This window comes from Pseudomonas sp. B1-22 (assembly GCF_050474425.1).
GTDB lineage: Bacteria > Pseudomonadota > Gammaproteobacteria > Pseudomonadales > Pseudomonadaceae > Pseudomonas.
Genome location: NZ_JBCHVH010000006.1, coordinates 122,423 through 139,658, shown reverse-complemented (window position 1 = coordinate 139,658; position 17,236 = coordinate 122,423). Strand labels below are relative to the sequence as shown.

At 65.8% G+C, this 17,236-nt stretch carries 15 protein-coding genes and 1 other RNA gene; 14 read left to right on the top strand and 2 right to left on the bottom strand.

Translation table 11 applies throughout. The features are described 5' to 3' along the window. Positions 1–5: 5 nt before the first annotated feature. The gene (locus tag ACQ5BL_RS22635) at positions 6–383 is read right to left on the bottom strand and encodes a YraN family protein (RefSeq protein ID WP_207883743.1); all 378 of its coding nucleotides are present in this window, start codon (positions 381–383) and stop codon (positions 6–8) included. Continuing rightward, complete coding sequence (locus tag ACQ5BL_RS22630) at positions 380–2,194, bottom strand: penicillin-binding protein activator (protein WP_243805406.1); 1,815 nt, start codon at positions 2,192–2,194, stop codon at positions 380–382. Before ACQ5BL_RS22630 ends, ACQ5BL_RS22635 begins: the two co-directional genes overlap by 4 nt. A gap of 127 nt (positions 2,195–2,321) precedes the next feature. On the opposite strand from ACQ5BL_RS22630, the gene rsmI reads away from it, so the two are divergent. From rsmI to ACQ5BL_RS22560, 14 genes are all read left to right on the top strand, one after another. Continuing rightward, entirely contained in the window at positions 2,322–3,170 is an 849-nt protein-coding gene (gene rsmI, locus ACQ5BL_RS22625; RefSeq protein WP_243805407.1) for a 16S rRNA (cytidine(1402)-2'-O)-methyltransferase, read from the top strand. A gap of 40 nt (positions 3,171–3,210) precedes the next feature. Beyond that, positions 3,211–3,567: RNase P RNA component class A (gene rnpB / locus ACQ5BL_RS22620), an RNA gene on the top strand. A 308-nt stretch (positions 3,568–3,875) separates the two neighbouring features. Next, entirely contained in the window at positions 3,876–4,331 is a 456-nt protein-coding gene (gene mraZ / locus ACQ5BL_RS22615; RefSeq protein WP_207883749.1) for a division/cell wall cluster transcriptional repressor MraZ, read from the top strand. An 8-nt stretch (positions 4,332–4,339) separates the two neighbouring features. After that, positions 4,340–5,281: a 16S rRNA (cytosine(1402)-N(4))-methyltransferase RsmH gene (gene rsmH / locus ACQ5BL_RS22610; protein ID WP_243805409.1), complete on the top strand. Its 942-nt coding sequence runs from the start codon at positions 4,340–4,342 to the stop codon at positions 5,279–5,281. Next, the gene (gene ftsL, locus ACQ5BL_RS22605; RefSeq protein ID WP_207883761.1) at positions 5,278–5,571 is read left to right on the top strand and encodes a cell division protein FtsL; all 294 of its coding nucleotides are present in this window, start codon (positions 5,278–5,280) and stop codon (positions 5,569–5,571) included. Before rsmH ends, ftsL begins: the two co-directional genes overlap by 4 nt. After that, positions 5,568–7,319 (top strand): peptidoglycan D,D-transpeptidase FtsI family protein, encoded by a 1,752-nt coding sequence (locus tag ACQ5BL_RS22600; protein ID WP_207883763.1) that lies wholly within the window; start codon positions 5,568–5,570, stop codon positions 7,317–7,319. Before ftsL ends, ACQ5BL_RS22600 begins: the two co-directional genes overlap by 4 nt. Beyond that, positions 7,319–8,782: a UDP-N-acetylmuramoyl-L-alanyl-D-glutamate--2,6-diaminopimelate ligase gene (locus ACQ5BL_RS22595; RefSeq protein ID WP_430293274.1), complete on the top strand. Its 1,464-nt coding sequence runs from the start codon at positions 7,319–7,321 to the stop codon at positions 8,780–8,782. The genes ACQ5BL_RS22600 and ACQ5BL_RS22595 overlap by 1 nt, the downstream gene beginning before the upstream one ends. Continuing rightward, positions 8,775–10,139 carry a UDP-N-acetylmuramoyl-tripeptide--D-alanyl-D-alanine ligase gene (locus ACQ5BL_RS22590; protein WP_243805413.1) on the top strand — a complete coding sequence of 455 codons (1,365 nt, stop codon included), beginning with the start codon at positions 8,775–8,777 and terminating at the stop codon, positions 10,137–10,139. Before ACQ5BL_RS22595 ends, ACQ5BL_RS22590 begins: the two co-directional genes overlap by 8 nt. After that, a complete protein-coding gene (gene mraY, locus ACQ5BL_RS22585; protein WP_207883769.1) occupies positions 10,140–11,222 on the top strand; it encodes a phospho-N-acetylmuramoyl-pentapeptide-transferase in 1,083 nt (360 codons plus the stop codon). Positions 11,223–11,235: 13 nt separating this feature from the next. Next, entirely contained in the window at positions 11,236–12,582 is a 1,347-nt protein-coding gene (gene murD, locus ACQ5BL_RS22580) for a UDP-N-acetylmuramoyl-L-alanine--D-glutamate ligase (protein WP_243805415.1), read from the top strand. Next, positions 12,582–13,781, top strand: a complete 1,200-nt coding sequence (gene ftsW / locus ACQ5BL_RS22575; RefSeq protein ID WP_207883773.1) for a putative lipid II flippase FtsW — start codon at positions 12,582–12,584, stop codon at positions 13,779–13,781. The genes murD and ftsW overlap by 1 nt, the downstream gene beginning before the upstream one ends. Continuing rightward, entirely contained in the window at positions 13,771–14,844 is a 1,074-nt protein-coding gene (gene murG / locus ACQ5BL_RS22570; RefSeq protein WP_243805417.1) for an undecaprenyldiphospho-muramoylpentapeptide beta-N-acetylglucosaminyltransferase, read from the top strand. The genes ftsW and murG overlap by 11 nt, the downstream gene beginning before the upstream one ends. Next, positions 14,837–16,291: a UDP-N-acetylmuramate--L-alanine ligase gene (murC, locus tag ACQ5BL_RS22565; protein WP_207883777.1), complete on the top strand. Its 1,455-nt coding sequence runs from the start codon at positions 14,837–14,839 to the stop codon at positions 16,289–16,291. Before murG ends, murC begins: the two co-directional genes overlap by 8 nt. Next, positions 16,288–17,235, top strand: a complete 948-nt coding sequence (locus tag ACQ5BL_RS22560) for a D-alanine--D-alanine ligase (protein WP_243805419.1) — start codon at positions 16,288–16,290, stop codon at positions 17,233–17,235. The genes murC and ACQ5BL_RS22560 overlap by 4 nt, the downstream gene beginning before the upstream one ends. Position 17,236 lies beyond the last annotated feature (1 nt).

The following is a 17,236-nucleotide window of genomic DNA, read 5'->3' as shown; positions in this document are numbered from 1 at the left end:
TCTGATCAGGTGTCAAAGGCGTTGGGGATCCAGTTCAAATGCCCTGCGGAGCCTGGGGTTCGACGGTCGATGGCGACGATGTCGAACCGGCAGGGGTGTCTGCTCCAGCGGGCGTTCTGTTGCAGGAAGTGTTCGGCGGCGGCGGTCAGGCGCTGACGCTTGCGCGAGTCCACACTTTCCAGCGCTCCTCCCCAGGCATCGTGCCGGCGGGAGCGAACTTCGACGAATACTACTGTATCGCCGTCCAGCATGACCAGATCGAGCTCGCCGCGGCGACACGTCCAGTTCTGCGCCAGCAGGCGCAGCCCATGCTGTTCGAGATGGGCGCGGGCGCTGGCTTCCGCCTCGCGCCCGGCCTTCTGGGAGGGGCTGTTGCCGATCAAATACCGCTGTTCTCCAGCGGTTGCACCTGGCCGTTCTTGAACTCGGCCCAGGGCAGGTGACGCTCGACGCGCTGGCCTGCGTTTACGCTCAGGGTGCCGGTCAGGCCGTCGAGCTGCATGCTCGGCACGGCTTTGAGCTCCGGCAGGCGCGGGGCCAGTTGGTAGGCGTCGGCACCCATGGCGTAGAGGCGGCCGAGGCTGCCGTTGGCGGCCGGCCATTGTGCCGCGACCTGTTGGCGCAGCGCGTTGTTCGGCTCCAGCAGCCACGGGGTTTCGCAGAAGCGGATGCCGTTCAGGTCCTGGTCCTGCGCCGGGTTGTTCACGCCGCTGTACAGGTTGGAGGTGGCGTAGACCGGCAGGTCGCCTGCGTACTGGAAGGCCAGGGTCGGTTTGATCTGGCGAGCCTGTTGCGGAGTGGCGGCGAGGAAGATGAAGTCGATGTCCTGGCGGCGCGACGGCTGGGTGTCGACGCTGCTGTCGAGCACGCCCTGCAGGCGCTTGGCGCGCCCTTCGCTCTGGCGCAGTTGCAGCAGGTCGGCGATCTGGCGGGCCAGCTCAACCGGCTGGTCGACGTGTTCGGCGGCGATCAGGGTGCCGCCGGCGGCTTGCCAGTTGCGGCTGAAGGAGGCCAGGACACGGTCGCCCCATTCGCCACGCGGCACCAGGGCTACGGCGCGGCGCATGCCGTCGCTCCAGGCGCGATTGGCGACTTCGCGGGCTTCGTCCTCGGCGGACAGACCGAACTGGAACAGTTGGGCCGGGCCTTCCTGGTTGCCGTCGCTGTAGTTCAGGGCGAGGGTGGTGATCGGCAGTTGCTGCTGGCTGTTCAATTGCTTGACCAGGTTCTTCTCCAGCGGGCCTACGACCAGCTGTACGCCGTCGGCCTGGGCCTGGCGGTAGAACTCATCCAGCGAGCGAACCTGGCTGCTGTCGTAGATCTTGATCGCCGGCTGTGCTTGGCCGCCTTGCTGGGCCTGATAGTGGGCGGCCAGGAAGCCGTCCTGCAGGGCGCGGGCCACGGAGGCCAGCTGGCCTTGTTGCGGCAGCAGCAGGCCGATGGTGTTCAGCGGCTGGGCGGCCAGGGACTTCAGCTTGGTCAGGGCGTCCGGCAGTTGCTTGGCGGCCGGGTGGTCGGGGTTCTGGGCGACCCACTTGTCGATGTTGGATTGCTGCTCCTGCAGCGTCGACGAGGTCTTGGTAATGCGTGCCAGCTCCAGCCAGCCGTTCAGGTCGCCTTCGTTGGCGGTGGGCTGCAATTGCTCGACCGGCAGGCCGGAGACCAGGGTCCAGATGGCTTCGTGGTTGCTCTTGCTGGCTTCGGCGTTGAGCAGCGGGTCGATGAACACGCGCTCGCGGGCAGCGCTCAGGGCCTGGCCGTCGGCGGCCAGTGCGAGGGCCTTGACCATCCCGGCGCGGGCCTGCAGGTCGGTCGGCATTTCACCCAGGCGCTGGAAGTTGGGATTCTCGAAAGCCTTCAGCGCTGCCTTGGGTTTGTTGCGGGCCAGTTCGAGCTGGGCGCGCAGGGTGCTGGCGAAGACCTGCTGGGCCGGCTTCAGGCTGTCCATCGGCGTCTGGTCGAGGATCTGGGTGGAGCGGCCGAAGTCCTTTTGCTTATAGGCAAGGTCTGCTGCGGAAAGACGCAGCACGGCGGCTTCGTCAGGCTTGGCGGTGGAGGCCTGCTGTAGCAGCTGTTCGATGCTGGCATCCGGGGTGCGCGGCAGTTCGCCGAGATTGGACGACGGGGAAGTGGCGCAGGCGGTGAGCAGACCGGCAAGGAACAGAGCGGAAAGCGGACGCAGGCGAGCGATCATATCGGGCTTCTCGTGACGCATTCAAAGAACTGGCGATTGTACCCAAGCGGCGAGGGTGACGCGATGGCGGCAGGCGGAAACGGGATACAATGCGTCTTTTCCGACACTCCCGGCGAGGTTCTCCCGCGTGACCTTCGGCACTCTCTATGTAGTGGCTACCCCCATCGGCAATCTGGACGACATCAGCGCCCGCGCGCTCAAGGTGCTGCGCGACGTGTCGCTGATCGCCGCCGAAGACACCCGTCACTCGGTGCGCCTGCTGCAGCATTTCGGCATCGAAACGCCGCTGGCTGCCTGTCATGAGCACAATGAGCGCGAGCAGGGTGGCCGCTTCCTGACCAGGCTGCAGGCGGGTGATGACGTGGCGCTGATCTCCGATGCGGGCACTCCGCTGATTTCCGATCCGGGCTATCACCTGGTGCGCCAGGCGCGCGCCGCGGGCGTCCAGGTGGTTCCGGTGCCGGGCGCCTGTGCGCTGATCGCCGCGTTGTCCGCAGCCGGGTTGCCGTCGGACCGTTTCGTTTTCGAGGGCTTCCTGCCAGCCAAGGCGGCTGGGCGTCGTGGTCGCCTGGAGGGGCTGCTGGAGGAGCCGCGCACCTTGATCTTCTATGAGGCGCCGCATCGACTGCTGGAATGCATCGAGGACATGGCGTCGATCTTCGGCAGCGAGCGCCCGGCGGTGATGGCGCGTGAGTTGACCAAGACCTTCGAGACCCTGAAGGGGCTGCCGCTGGGCGAGTTGCGCGAGTTCGTCGCCGCCGACAGCAACCAGCAGCGCGGCGAGTGTGTGCTGTTGGTGGCGGGCAAACCGGCGCCGGAGGGGGAAGAGGTGGTGGATGCGCACACATTGCGCGTGCTCGACCTGCTGCTGGTCGAATTGCCGGTGAAGCGTGCGGCAGCGCTGGCGGCGGAGATCACCGGAGCGCGCAAGAACCAGCTGTACCAGATCGCGCTGGAGCGCCAGGGCAAGGCTTGAGCTTGTTCTGCGCCTCGCCAACCGCTAACCTTACGAACTGAGAGTTGGTTGGACAGTCGCTGTTTCGTGGTGTTCCATCACGGGGTGGAGGAAAGTCCGGGCTCCATAGGGCAGAGTGCCAGGTAACGCCTGGGAGGCGCGAGCCTACGGAAAGTGCCACAGAAAATAACCGCCTAAGCGCATCAGCGCCGGTAAGGGTGAAAAGGTGCGGTAAGAGCGCACCGCACGGCTGGCAACAGTTCGTGGCTAGGTAAACCCCACTCGGAGCAAGACCAAATAGGAATCCATTGGCGCGGCCCGCGTTGGATTCGGGTAGGTCGCTTGAGGCATGCAGTGATGTATGTCCCAGAGGAATGGCTGTCCTCGACAGAACCCGGCTTACAGACCGACTCTCACCACTTTTCCCCCACTTCTTCCCACCATGACCATTTGTCGCTGATTGGAAGAAGTTACAAACTTAAGAAATCACTTTAAGTGTGAAAGCCCAGTGTTTTGAAAACACTGGGCTTTTCTCGTTCCAGGCGCGTCAAATTTCCTCCCGAAACCTTCCAAAAGCACGCTAAATCTCGGTCCTGTAAGGATTTTTCCCCTCTGGCTCGCCTTGACGGTGGGGAGCGCGGATTTCTATAGTGTGCGGAAGTGGTACGAAGTGGGTAAAAGTGGGATCAACAGGCATGGATAGCCAACCACAGGGGAAGCGCTGACGTGTTTCGCGGAGCTAACGCCATCAGTCTCGACGCCAAAGGGCGCCTCGCGATGCCGAGTCGGTATCGTGACGAGCTCGTTTCGCGTTGCAATGGCCAGCTCATCGTCACCATCGATGCCGTCGACACCTGCCTCACCGTATACCCCCTCCCTGAATGGGAACTCATCGAAGCCAAGCTGCGTGAACTGCCGTCGCTGCGTGAAGAAACGCGGCGCCTGCAGCGTTTGCTGATTGGCAATGCCGTGGACATCGAGCTGGATAGCGCCGGGCGCTTTCTCGTTCCGCCGCGGCTTCGCGAATACGCCGGCCTGGACAAGCGGGCGATGCTGGTCGGCCAGCTGAACAAGTTCCAGCTGTGGGACGAAGACAAGTGGAATGTGGTTGCCGAGGCCGATCTCGCAGCCATCAAAGAGCCCGGCGGCCTGCCGGATGAATTGCGCGACCTTATTCTGTGAGCCTGCCTGTGACCAGTACCTTCCAACACATCACCGTTCTACTCGAGGAGGCCGTCGAAGCGCTGGCCCCCGTGGCGGACGGCCGCTATGTGGATGGAACCTTCGGAAGGGGAGGGCACAGCCGCGCCTTGCTTGGCAAGCTCGGGCCGGGCGGTCAACTGCTCGGGTTCGACAAGGACCCCCAAGCGATCGCGACGGGAAAAACACTGGCGGCCGAAGACGGCCGCTTCGTCATTGTGCAAAGGTCCTTCGCCGAGATGGCCGAAGAGTTCACCGCGCGCGGCCTGCAGGGCAGCGTGAACGGCGTGCTGCTGGACCTGGGCGTGTCCTCGCCGCAGCTGGATGATCCGGAGCGCGGCTTCAGCTTCCTCAATGACGGCCCGCTGGACATGCGCATGAATCCGGACCAGGGCGTCAGCGCCGCGCAGTGGATCGCCACTGCCGCGGAGGACGAGATCGCCCGTGTGTTCAAGGATTACGGCGAAGAGCGCTTCGCCAAGCGCATGGCGCGCGCCATCGTGCAGCGCCGTGCGGAAAAGCCGTTCGAGCGCACTGCCGATCTGGCTGCCGTGATCACCGAGGCCAATCCGGCCTGGGAGAAGGGCAAGAACCCTGCGACCCGCGCCTTCCAGGGGCTGCGTATCTTCATCAACAACGAACTGGGCGATCTGGAGCGTGGTCTCGACGCCGCGCTGGAAGGCCTGGCCGTGGGCGGTCGCCTGGTCGTGATCAGCTTCCACTCGCTGGAAGACCGCATCGTCAAGCAGTTCATGCGCAAGCAGGTGAAAGGTGAGGCGGACAACCTGCCGCGCAACCTGCCGATCCAGGTCAAGCCCTTCGAGCCGCGCCTGAAACTGATCGGCAAGCCGGTCTACGCCTCCGAGGCCGAGCTGAAGGCCAACCCGCGCTCCCGCAGCGCGGTCATGCGCATTGCGGAGAAGCTGAGATGAGCCGCCTCTTCGCCAAGCGCCTGCCGACCGGCAGCTTCTTCATGCTGCTGTTGTTCATCGGCGTGCTGCTGTCGGCGATCTCCGTGTCCTACAGCGCGTACTGGAACCGCCAGTTGCTCAACTCGCTGTACACCGAACTCAACGTGCGCGACAAGGCGCAGGCCGAGTACGGCCGGCTGATCCTCGAACAAAGCACCTGGACCGCGCACAGCCGCATCGAGGCTCTGGCGACTGACCAGCTGAAGATGCGCGTGCCCGATCCGACCGAAGTCATCATGGTGGCGCCATGAAGCATCTGCCCGGAGCCCGCTATCCCTGGCGCTTCCGCGTCGTCATCGGCCTGCTGCTGGCGATGGTGGCGGCCATCGCCTGGCGTATCGTCGACCTGCACGTCATCGACCATGACTTCCTGAAAGGCCAGGGCGATGCGCGTAGCGTGCGTCACATTTCCATTCCCGCGCACCGTGGCCTGATCACCGACCGCAACGGCGAGCCGCTGGCCGTCAGTACCCCGGTCGCCACGCTCTGGGCCAACCCGAAGGAGCTGGTGCTCGAACGCGACAAGTGGGGCTTCCTGGCCGAAGCGCTGGGTCAGCCGCAAGCCGCCCTGGCCGAACGCCTGGATCAGAATGCCGACAAGGAGTTCATCTATCTGGTCCGTGGCCTGACGCCCGAGCAGGGCGAAGCCGTGATGGCCCAGGTGAAAGCCCATCGCATCCCGGGCGTCTACTCGGTCGAGGAATTCCGTCGCTTCTATCCGTCCGGCGAAGTCGCGGCCCAGGTCGTGGGCTTCACCGACGTGGATGACCGTGGCCGTGAAGGCGTTGAACTGGCCTTCGACAGCTGGCTGGCCGGTGTGCCGGGCAAGCGCCAGGTGCTCAAGGATCGCCGCGGTCACCTGATTCGCGACGTGCAGGTGACCCGTAACGCCAAGGCCGGCAAGACCCTCGCGCTGTCCATCGACCTGCGCCTGCAGTACCTCGCCAACCGCGAGCTGCGCAACGCGCTGGTGGAGAACGGCGCCAAGGCCGGCAGCCTGGTGATTCTCGACGTGAAGACCGGCGAAGTGCTGGCCATGGCCAACCAGCCGACCTACAACCCGAACAACCGTCGCAACCTGCAGCCGGCGATGATGCGCAACCGCGCCATGATCGACGTATTCGAGCCGGGTTCGACCATGAAGCCGTTTTCCATGAGCGCGGCGCTGGAAACCGGCCGCTGGAAGCCCACCGACAAGGTCGAGGTCTACCCCGGTACCCTGCAGATCGGCCGCTACACCATTCGCGACGTATCCCGTACCGAAGGCCCGGTGCTGGACCTGACCGGCATCCTGATCCGCTCCAGTAACGTGGGCATGAGCAAGGTCGCCTTCGATATCGGCGGCGAAGCCATTTACACCCTGATGCAGAAGGTCGGCCTCGGCCAGGATACCGGCCTGGGCTTCCCCGGCGAGCGCGTCGGCAACCTGCCGAACTACCGTGAATGGCGCAAGGCCGAGACGGCAACCCTGTCCTATGGCTATGGCCTGTCGGTCACTGCCATCCAGCTGGCCCATGCCTACGCGGCACTGGCAAACAATGGCCGCAGCGTGCCGCTGACCATGGTCCGTGCCGATCGTCCGGCCGATGCTACCCAGGTCATTCCCGAGCCGGTTGCCAAGACCATGCAGGGCATGCTGCAGCAGGTCATCGAAGCGCCCAACGGCGTGTACCGCGCCCAGGTCCCGGGCTATCACGTGGCTGGCAAGTCCGGTACTGCACGTAAGGCACAGGTCGGCACCAAGGGTTATGCCGAGAACTCCTACCGCTCCCTGTTCGCCGGCTTCGCGCCGATGAGCAATCCGCGCTATGTCGCCGTAGTGGTCATCGATGAACCCAGCAAGGCCGGCTACTTCGGTGGCCTGGTGTCCGCGCCGGTGTTCAGCAAGGTGATGTCCGGCACGCTGCGCCTGATGAATGTGCCGCCAGACAATCTGCCTCCGGCGGCTCCACAGCAGCAAGCCGATGCTGCGCCCGCTACCAAAGGAGGGCGTGGCTGATGCCGATGAGCCTGAACCAACTGCTGCCGCAAGCTGAAAGCGGCGAGCTGATCCGCGAGCTGACCCTGGATAGCCGCACCGTGAAGCCGGGTGACCTGTTCCTGGCCGTGCCGGGTGGTCGCCAGGATGGCCGCGCGCACATTGCCGCTGCGCTCACGCAGGGTGCCGCTGCCGTCGCTTACGAGGCCGAAGGCGCTGCAGATCTGCCGCCCAGCGATGTGCCGATGATCGCCATCAAGGGCCTGGCCAGGCAGCTCTCCGCCATCGCCGGGCGCTTCTATGGCGAGCCGAGCCGCGGCGTCGACCTAGTCGGCGTGACCGGAACCAACGGCAAGACCAGCGTCAGCCAGCTGGTTGCCCAGGCGCTGGACCTGCTGGGCGAGCGCTGCGGCATCGTCGGCACCCTCGGCACCGGTTTCTACGGCGCGCTGGAAAGCGGCCGTCATACCACTCCGGACCCGCTTGCGGTGCAGGCGACCCTGGCGCGCCTGAAGCAGGCCGGCGCCAAGGCGGTGGCGATGGAAGTGTCGTCCCATGGCCTGGAGCAAGGTCGCGTCGCCGCGCTGGGCTTCGACGTAGCAGTGTTCACCAATCTGTCCCGCGACCACCTGGATTACCACGGCTCGATGGAAGCCTATGGTGCCGCCAAGGCCAAGCTGTTCGCCTGGCAGGGCCTGCGCTGCCGGGTCATCAACCTGGACGACGACTTCGGTCGCCAACTGGCCGCCGAGTCTCACGAATCCCGTCTGATGGGTTACAGCCTGATCGACCCGTCGGCCTACATCTATTGCCGCGAAGCCACGTTCAGCGACGCCGGCGTACAGGCGCAGATCGTCACTCCGCAAGGCGAGGGCCTGCTGCGCAGCTCGCTGCTGGGCAAGTTCAACCTGAGCAACCTGCTGGCTGTGGTCGGCGCGCTGCTAGGCCTGGATTACCCGCTGGGCGAAGTGCTCAAGGTGCTGTCGCAACTGGAAGGTCCGATCGGCCGCATGCAGCGCCTGGGTGGCGGCGAGAAGCCGCTGGTGGTGGTCGATTACGCCCACACCCCGGATGCCCTGGAGAAAGTCCTGCTGGCCCTGCGCCCGCACGTGCACGGCCAACTGCTCTGCCTGTTCGGTTGTGGCGGCGACCGTGACAGCGGCAAGCGGCCGATCATGGCGCAGATCGCCGAGCAGCATGCCGACCGCGTGCTGGTCACCGACGACAACCCGCGCACCGAGAAGAGCGACGCGATCATCGCCGACATTCGCGCCGGTTTCGCCAAGCCCGAGTCTGTCGAGTTCGTCCCGGGTCGTGGTGAGGCCATCGCCCGCCTGATCGCCTCCGCCGGCGTCGATGACGTCGTGCTGCTGGCTGGCAAGGGACACGAGGATTACCAGGAGATCGACGGCGTTCGCCATCCGTTCTCCGATCTGGACCAAGCCGCCAAGGCGCTGGCTGCCTGGGAGGTGAAGCGTGCTTAAGCCCCTTTCGCTCAACGAAGTCGCCGGCGCGCTCGAAGGCCGTGTGGTTGGCGCGGACGTCGCCTTCGACGCCGTGAGCACCGACAGCCGGGCCATCGTGCCGGGCCAACTGTTCATCGCCCTGACCGGTCCGCGATTCGACGGCCATGACTACCTGGCCGACGTCGCCGCCAAGGGCGCCGTCGCCGCGCTGGTGGAGCGTGAAGTGGCCGGTGCGCCGTTGCCGCAGCTGGTCGTGAAAGACACCCGTATCGCGCTGGGCCGACTGGGCGCGCTGAATCGCAATGCCTTCACCGGCCGCGTCGCCGCCGTCACCGGCTCCAGCGGCAAGACCACCGTGAAGGAAATGCTCGCCAGCATCCTGCGTACCCAGGGCGATGTCCTGGCGACCCGGGGCAACCTGAACAATGACCTCGGCGCGCCGCTGACCCTGCTGCAGCTGGCACCCGAGCACAGGAGTGCAGTGATCGAGCTGGGCGCCAATCGTGTCGGCGAGATCGCCTACACCGTCGCGCTGACCCGTCCTCAGGTCGCCATCATCACCAATGCCGGCACCGCCCACGTGGGCGAGTTCGGCGGGCAGGACAAGATCGTCCTGGCCAAGGGCGAGATTCTCGAAGGGCTGGCCGCCGACGGCGTGGCCATCCTCAATCGCGACGACAAGGCCTTCGACACCTGGCAGGCCCGCGCCGCCGGTCGCCGCGTTACCAGCTTCGGCCTGCACGACGCCCGTGCCGACTTCCGCGCCAGCGATGTGAAGCGCGATGCCCGTGGTTGCCCGGGTTTCACCCTGCACGGCCCGGCTGGCGAGGCGCACATCCAGCTGAATCTGTTGGGTGAGCACAATGTCACCAATGCCCTGGCCGCCATCGCTGCCGCCCACGCCCTTGGCGTGCCGCTGGTCGGGATGGTTTCCGGCCTGCAGAACCTGCAGCCGGTCAAAGGCCGCGCCGTAGCCCAACTGGCGACGAACGGCATGCGTGTGATCGACGACAGCTACAACGCCAACCCGGCTTCAATCTGCGCGGCGATTGATATACTCGCCGGCTTTTCCGGCCGGACCGTCCTGGTCCTTGGGGACATGGGCGAGCTGGGGGCTTGGGCGGAATCTTCCCACCGTGAAGTGGGAGCTTATGCCCTGGGCAAAGTCACCGCGCTCTATGCCGTCGGACCGCTGATGAGCCACGCCGTGCAGGCGTTCGGTTCCGCGGGCCGGCACTTCGCCGATCAGGCCAGCCTGATCAGCGCCCTGGCCGACGAGGCCCCGACAACCACCATTCTGATCAAGGGTTCCCGCAGCGCGGCGATGGACAAGGTCGTCGCGGCGCTGTGCGGTTCCTCCGAGGAGAGTCACTAAATGCTGCTGCTGCTCGCCGAGTACCTGCAACAGTTCCACAAGGGCTTCGGCGTCTTCCAGTACCTGACCCTGCGCGGCATCCTGAGCGTGCTGACCGCGCTCGTCCTGTCGCTTTGGCTGGGGCCGTGGATGATCCGCACCCTGCAGATCCGCCAGATCGGCCAGGCCGTGCGCAACGACGGTCCGCAATCGCACCTGTCGAAGAAGGGCACCCCGACCATGGGCGGTGCGCTGATCCTGACCGCCATCGCCATCAGCACCTTGCTGTGGGCTGACTGGTCGAACCGCTACGTCTGGGTCGTGCTGGCGGTGACCCTGCTGTTCGGCGCCATCGGCTGGGTGGATGACTACCGCAAGGTGATCGAGAAGAACTCCCGCGGCCTGCCGAGTCGCTGGAAGTATTTCTGGCAGTCGGTATTCGGCCTGGGTGCTGCGATCTTCCTTTATATGACGGCCGAGACGCCGGTCGAGACCACCCTGATCGTGCCGCTGCTGAAGAACATCGAGATCCCGCTGGGCATCTTCTTCGTGGTGCTGACCTACTTCGTGATCGTCGGCTCCAGCAACGCAGTGAACCTGACCGACGGCCTCGACGGCCTGGCCATCATGCCCACCGTGATGGTCGGCGGCGCGCTGGGCATCTTCTGCTACCTGTCGGGCAACATCAAATTCGCCGAATACCTGCTGATCCCCAGCGTTCCGGGGGCGGGCGAGTTGATCATCTTCTGCGCCGCCATCGTCGGCGCGGGCCTGGGCTTCCTCTGGTTCAACACCTACCCGGCGCAGGTCTTCATGGGTGACGTCGGCGCGCTGGCGCTCGGCGCCGCGCTGGGAACCATCGCCGTGATCGTCCGCCAGGAAATCGTGCTGTTCATCATGGGCGGCGTGTTCGTCATGGAAACCCTTTCGGTGGTGATCCAGGTCGCCTCCTTCAAGTTGACTGGCAAGCGGGTGTTCCGCATGGCGCCGATCCATCACCACTTCGAACTCAAGGGCTGGCCTGAACCGCGCGTGATCGTGCGCTTCTGGATCATCACGGTGATTCTCGTGCTGATCGGCCTGGCCACGTTGAAACTGCGTTGAGGACTGATCGAGCATGAGCCTGATCGCTTCCGACCAATTCCGCATCGTTGTCGGCCTCGGCAAGAGCGGCATGTCCCTGGTGCGCTACCTGGCGCGCCAGGGTGTGTCCTTTGCCGTGGCCGATACGCGCGCGAATCCGCCGGAGCTGGCGACCCTGCGCGAGCAGTACCCGCAGGTCGAGGTGCGCTGCGGCGACCTCGACGCCGATTTCCTCTGCCGCGCCTCGGAGCTCTACGTGAGCCCGGGCCTGTCGCTGCGCGTCCCGGCGCTGGTGGAAGCCGCCGCCCGCGGCGTGCGCATGTCCGGCGACGTCGACCTGTTCGCGCGTCACGCGAAGGCGCCGATCGTTGCCATCACCGGTTCCAATGCCAAGAGCACCGTCACCACCCTGGTGGGCGACATGGCCAAGGCGGCCGGCAAGCGTGTCGCTGTCGGCGGCAACCTTGGCACTCCGGCGCTGGACCTGCTGGCCGATGACGTCGAGCTGTACGTGGTGGAGCTGTCCAGCTTCCAGCTGGAAACCTGCGAGCGCCTGGACGCCGAAGTCGCCACCTGCCTGAACGTCAGCGAAGACCACATGGACCGCTACGACGGCATGGCCGACTACCACCTGGCCAAGCACCGCATCTTCCGCGGCGCCAAGCAGGTCGTGGTGAACCGTGCCGACCCGCTGAGCCGTCCGCTGATCGCCGACAACGTGCCGTGCTGGACCTTCGGCATCAACAAGCCTGACTTCAAGGCCTTCGGCCTGATCGAAGAAGACGGCGAGAAATGGCTGGCCTTCCAGTTCGACAAACTGATGCCGGCCCGTGAGCTGAAAATTCGCGGTGCGCACAACCAGTCCAACGCCCTGGCTGCGTTGGCGCTCGGCCATGCCATTGGCCTGCCGTTCGAGCCGATGCTGCAGACCCTGCGCGAGTTCGCCGGTCTCGCCCATCGCTGCCAGTGGGTGCGCGAGCGCAACGGCGTGAATTACTACGACGACTCCAAGGCCACCAACGTCGGTGCGGCCCTGGCCGCCATCGAAGGCCTGGGTGCCGATATCGACGGCAAGCTGGTACTGGTCGCCGGTGGCGATGGCAAGGGCGCCGACTTCAGTGACCTGCGTGGCCCCGTGGAACAGCATTGCCGCGCAGTGGTACTGCTGGGGCGTGATGCCGAACGGGTCGGTGCGGCCATCGGCAACACCGTGCCCAAGGTTCGCGTGAATACCCTGGACGAAGCCGTCGAGCATGCCGCCGACCTGGCGTTGTCGGGCGATGCCGTGCTGCTGTCGCCGGCCTGCGCGAGCCTGGACATGTTCAAGAACTACGAAGAGCGCGGCCGTCTGTTCGCCAAGGCCGTGGAGGAGCTCGCCTGATGTTCTCCTTCCTGCGCCCCTATCCGTCCCCGCTGATCAGCCGCCATGGCATCGACATCGACTTCCCGCTGCTGGCGGGTTGCCTGGCACTGCTCGGCCTGGGGCTGGTGATGGTCACCTCGGCGTCGTCCGAGGTAGCGGCGGCGCAGTCCGGCAACCCGCTGTACTTCTCGGTCCGTCACCTGATCTACCTGGCCATCGGCTTCGTCGCCTGCGGCCTGACCATGATGGTCCCGATGGAAACCTGGCAGCGCCTGGGCTGGAAGTTGCTGGCCATCGCCTTCGGGTTGCTGGTGCTGGTAATCACCCCCGGCATCGGCCGCGAGGTGAACGGCTCGATGCGCTGGATCGGCTTCGGTCTGTTCAACATTCAACCCTCGGAGATCGCCAAGGTCTTCGTGGTGATCTTCATGGCTGGTTATCTGGTGCGCCGCCAGGAAGAAGTACGCGAAAGCTGGCTCGGGTTCTTCAAGCCCTTCGTGGTGCTGCTGCCGATGGCCGGCCTGCTGCTGCGCGAGCCCGACTTCGGTGCCACCGTGGTGATGATGGGCGCCGCTGCCGCCATGCTGTTCCTCGGCGGTGTCGGGCTGTTCCGCTTCGGCCTGATGGTGGCACTGGCCATCGGTGCGGTGGTGCTGCTGATCCAGACCCAGCCCTACCGGATGGCGCGCCTGACCAACTTCACCGACCCCTGGGCCGACCAGTTCGGCGCTGGCTACCAGCTCAGCCAGGCGCTGATCGCCTTCGGGCGCGGAGGCTGGACCGGCATGGGCCTGGGCAACAGCATCCAGAAGCAGTTCTACCTGCCCGAGGCGCATACCGACTTCGTGTTCGCCGTGCTCGCGGAGGAGCTCGGCATCGTCGGTGCCATGGCCACCGTGGCGCTGTTCGTCTTCGTCAGCCTGCGCGCGCTGTACATCGGCATCTGGGCCGAACAGTCGAAACAGTACTTCTCCGCCTACGTGGCCTACGGCCTGGCCTTCCTGTGGATCGGCCAGTTCCTGATCAACGTGGGCGTGAACGTCGGCCTGCTGCCGACCAAGGGCCTGACCCTGCCGTTCCTCAGCTACGGCGGCAGCTCGCTGGTGATCTGCTGCGCCCAGCTGGGAATGCTGCTGCGCATCGAATGGGAACGTCGCACCGTGATGGGTAGCGAGGAATATGAATTCAGCGAAGAGGACTTTGCCGATGAAAGGTAACGTCCTGATCATGGCAGGCGGCACCGGCGGGCATGTGTTCCCGGCCCTGGCCTGCGCCCGCGAGTTCCAGGCGCGCGGTTACAGCGTGCACTGGCTGGGCACGCCGCGTGGTATCGAAAATGACCTGGTACCCAAGGCCGGCCTGCCGCTGCACCTGATCAACGTCAGCGGCCTGCGTGGCAAGGGCCTGAAGTCCCTGCTGCGTGCGCCGTTCGACCTGCTCAAGTCGCTGTTCCAGGCCATCGGCGTGGTTCGTCAGTTGAAGCCGGTCTGCGTGCTCGGCCTGGGTGGCTACGTCACCGGTCCGGGTGGCCTGGCCGCCAAACTGTCCGGTGTGCCGCTGGTGATCCATGAGCAGAACGCCGTTGCCGGCACCGCCAACCGCAGCCTCGCGCCGCTGGCCAAGCGGGTCTGCGAAGCCTTCCCGGACACCTTCGACGCCAGCGCCAAGCGCCTGACCACCGGCAACCCGGTGCGCGCCGAACTGTTCCTGGAAGAGGGCGCCCGCGCGCCGCTGCAGGGGCGCCGCGTCAATCTGCTGGTGCTGGGCGGTAGCCTGGGCGCCGAGCCGTTGAACAAACTGATCCCCGAAGCGCTGGCGCAGATTCCCGCCGACGCTCGCCCGGCGATTCGCCATCAGGCCGGTCGTCAGCATGACCAGGTCACTGCGGAGCGTTATCGCACTGCGGGTGTCGAAGCCGACGTCGCTCCATTCATTGCCGACATGGCCGCCGCCTACGCCTGGGCTGATCTGGTGATCTGCCGCGCCGGTGCGCTGACCGTCAGCGAGTTGACCGCCGCCGGCCTGCCGTCCTTCCTGGTGCCGCTGCCCCACGCGATCGACGACCACCAGACCAAGAACGCCGAATTCCTGGTGCGGGAGGGCGCCGCCCACCTGCTGCCACAGAAATCTACCAGCGCCGCCGACCTGGCCGCGCAGTTGTCCGAGGTATTGATGCATCCCGATTCCCTGACCCGCATGGCCGACCGCGCTCGCAGTCTGGCCAAGCCCGAGGCTACCCGTACGGTAGTCGATGCCTGCCTGGAGGTGGCCCGTGGTTAAAGAACCCACCGGCGTTACCCGCACCATGCGGCGCATCCGTCGTATCCACTTCGTCGGCATCGGCGGCGTGGGCATGTGCGGCATCGCGGAAGTGTTGCTGAACCTCGGTTACGAAGTCTCCGGTTCCGACCTCAAGGCCTCGCCCGTGACCGAGCGCCTGGAGAAGTTCGGCGCCGAAATCTTCATCGGCCACCGTGCGGAAAACTCCGACGGCGCCGACGTGCTGGTGGTTTCCAGCGCGGTGAACAAGGCCAACCCGGAAGTCGCCGCAGCGCTGGATCGCCGCGTGCCGGTCGTGCCCCGCGCCGAGATGCTCGCCGAGCTGATGCGCTACCGCCACGGCATCGCCGTTGCCGGTACCCACGGCAAGACCACCACCACCAGCCTGATCGCCTCGGTATTCGCCGCCGGTGGCCTGGATCCGACCTTCGTCATCGGCGGCCGCCTGAACGCCGCCGGCACCAACGCGCAGCTGGGCACCAGCCGCTACCTGGTGGCCGAGGCCGACGAGAGCGACGCCAGCTTCCTGCACCTGCAGCCGATGGTCTCGGTGGTCACCAACATCGACGCCGATCACATGAGCACCTACGGCGGCGACTTCAACAAACTCAAGCGTACCTTCGTCGACTTCCTGCACAACCTGCCGTTCTACGGTCTGGCCGTGCTCTGCGTGGACGACCCGGTGGTGCGCGAGATCCTGCCGCAGGTCGCCCGTCCGACCGTGACCTACGGCCTGAGCGAGGACGCCGACGTCCGCGCCATCAACATCCGCCAGGAAGGCATGCGCACCTGGTTCACCGTGCTGCGCCCCGAGCGCGAGCCGCTGGACGTTTCGGTGAACATGCCCGGCCTGCACAACGTGCTGAACTCCCTGGCGACCATCGTCATCGCCACCGACGAGGGCATCTCCGACGAAGCCATCGTCCAGGGCCTGTCCGGCTTCCAGGGCGTCGGCCGGCGCTTCCAGGTCTATGGCGACCTGCAGGTGGAAGGCGGCAGCGTGATGCTGGTCGACGACTATGGGCACCACCCGCGTGAAGTCGCCGCGGTGATCAAGGCCGTGCGCGGCGGCTGGCCGGAGCGCCGTCTGGTGATGGTCTACCAGCCGCACCGCTACACCCGCACCCGCGACCTGTACGACGACTTCGTGCAGGTGCTGGGCGAAGCCAACGTGCTGATGCTGATGGAGGTCTACCCGGCCGGCGAAGAGCCGATCCCCGGTGCCGACAGCCGTCACCTGTGCCACAGCATCCGCCAGCGCGGCCAGTTGGACCCGATCTACCTGGAGCGCGGTGGCGACCTCGCTTCGCTGCTGGGGCCGCTGCTGCGTCCCGGTGACATCCTGCTCTGCCAGGGGGCCGGCGATATCGGCGGCCTGGCGCCGCAACTGATCAAGAATCCGATGTTCGGTGCCGCCGATGCCGGCGCCGAGGGGAAGAAGCCATGAGTGACGTCCTCAAATCCGCCTTCGAACCCAGCGCCTTCGGTCGCGTCGCCGTGCTCTACGGCGGCAAGAGCGCCGAGCGCGAGGTGTCGCTGAAGTCCGGCGCCATGGTCCTGCAAGCGCTGCAGGCCGCTGGCGTGGATGCCTTCGGCATCGATGTGGGCGATGACCTGCTGCAGCGCCTGATCAGCGAGAAGATCGACCGCGCCTTCATCATCCTCCACGGCCGTGGCGGTGAAGACGGCAGCATGCAGGGCCTGCTGGAAGTCGCTGGCATTCCCTACACCGGTAGTGGCGTGCTGGCCTCTGCGCTGGCCATGGACAAGCTGCGCACCAAGCGCGTGTGGCTGAGCCTCGACCTGCCGACGCCCCAATACGCCGTGCTCAGCAGCGAGGCCGATTGCCGTGCCGCCGCTGCGGAACTGGGCTTCCCGCTGATCGTCAAACCGGCCCATGAAGGTTCCAGCATCGGCATGGCCAAGGTGAATGGCGTGGAAGAACTGATCACCGCCTGGGAGGGTGCAGCGAAGTACGACTCGCAGGTGCTCGTCGAGCAGTGGATCAGCGGCCCCGAATTCACCATCGCCGTCCTGCGTGGCCAGGTGCTGCCGCCCATTCGCCTGGGCACCCCACACACCTTCTACGACTACGACGCCAAGTACCTGGCCAGCGATACCCAGTACCAGATTCCCTGCGGCCTCGACGCTGCCAAGGAAGAAGAGCTCAAGGACCTGACCGCGCGCGCCTGCGATGCCCTCGGCATCCAGGGCTGGGGCCGGGCCGACGTGATGCAGGACGCCCAAGGGCGTTTCTGGCTGTTGGAAGTGAACACCGCACCGGGCATGACCGACCACAGCCTGGTGCCCATGGCCGCGCGCGCGGCCGGCCTGGATTTCCAGCAACTGGTGCTGGCGATCCTCGCCGACAGCGTCGAGGCAAGGGGGTAAG

Coding starts and splice junctions, on each gene's coding strand:
- ACQ5BL_RS22630 (WP_243805406.1), bottom strand. CDS start 2,194: ATGATCGCTCGCCTGCGTCCGCTTTCCGCTCTGTTCCTTGCCGGTCTG.
- ftsL (WP_207883761.1), top strand. CDS start 5,278: ATGAGCCGCCTCTTCGCCAAGCGCCTGCCGACCGGCAGCTTCTTCATG.
- ACQ5BL_RS22600 (WP_207883763.1), top strand. CDS start 5,568: ATGAAGCATCTGCCCGGAGCCCGCTATCCCTGGCGCTTCCGCGTCGTC.
- ACQ5BL_RS22595 (WP_430293274.1), top strand. CDS start 7,319: ATGCCGATGAGCCTGAACCAACTGCTGCCGCAAGCTGAAAGCGGCGAG.
- mraY (WP_207883769.1), top strand. CDS start 10,140: ATGCTGCTGCTGCTCGCCGAGTACCTGCAACAGTTCCACAAGGGCTTC.
- murD (WP_243805415.1), top strand. CDS start 11,236: ATGAGCCTGATCGCTTCCGACCAATTCCGCATCGTTGTCGGCCTCGGC.
- ftsW (WP_207883773.1), top strand. CDS start 12,582: ATGTTCTCCTTCCTGCGCCCCTATCCGTCCCCGCTGATCAGCCGCCAT.
- murG (WP_243805417.1), top strand. CDS start 13,771: ATGAAAGGTAACGTCCTGATCATGGCAGGCGGCACCGGCGGGCATGTG.
- ACQ5BL_RS22560 (WP_243805419.1), top strand. CDS start 16,288: ATGAGTGACGTCCTCAAATCCGCCTTCGAACCCAGCGCCTTCGGTCGC.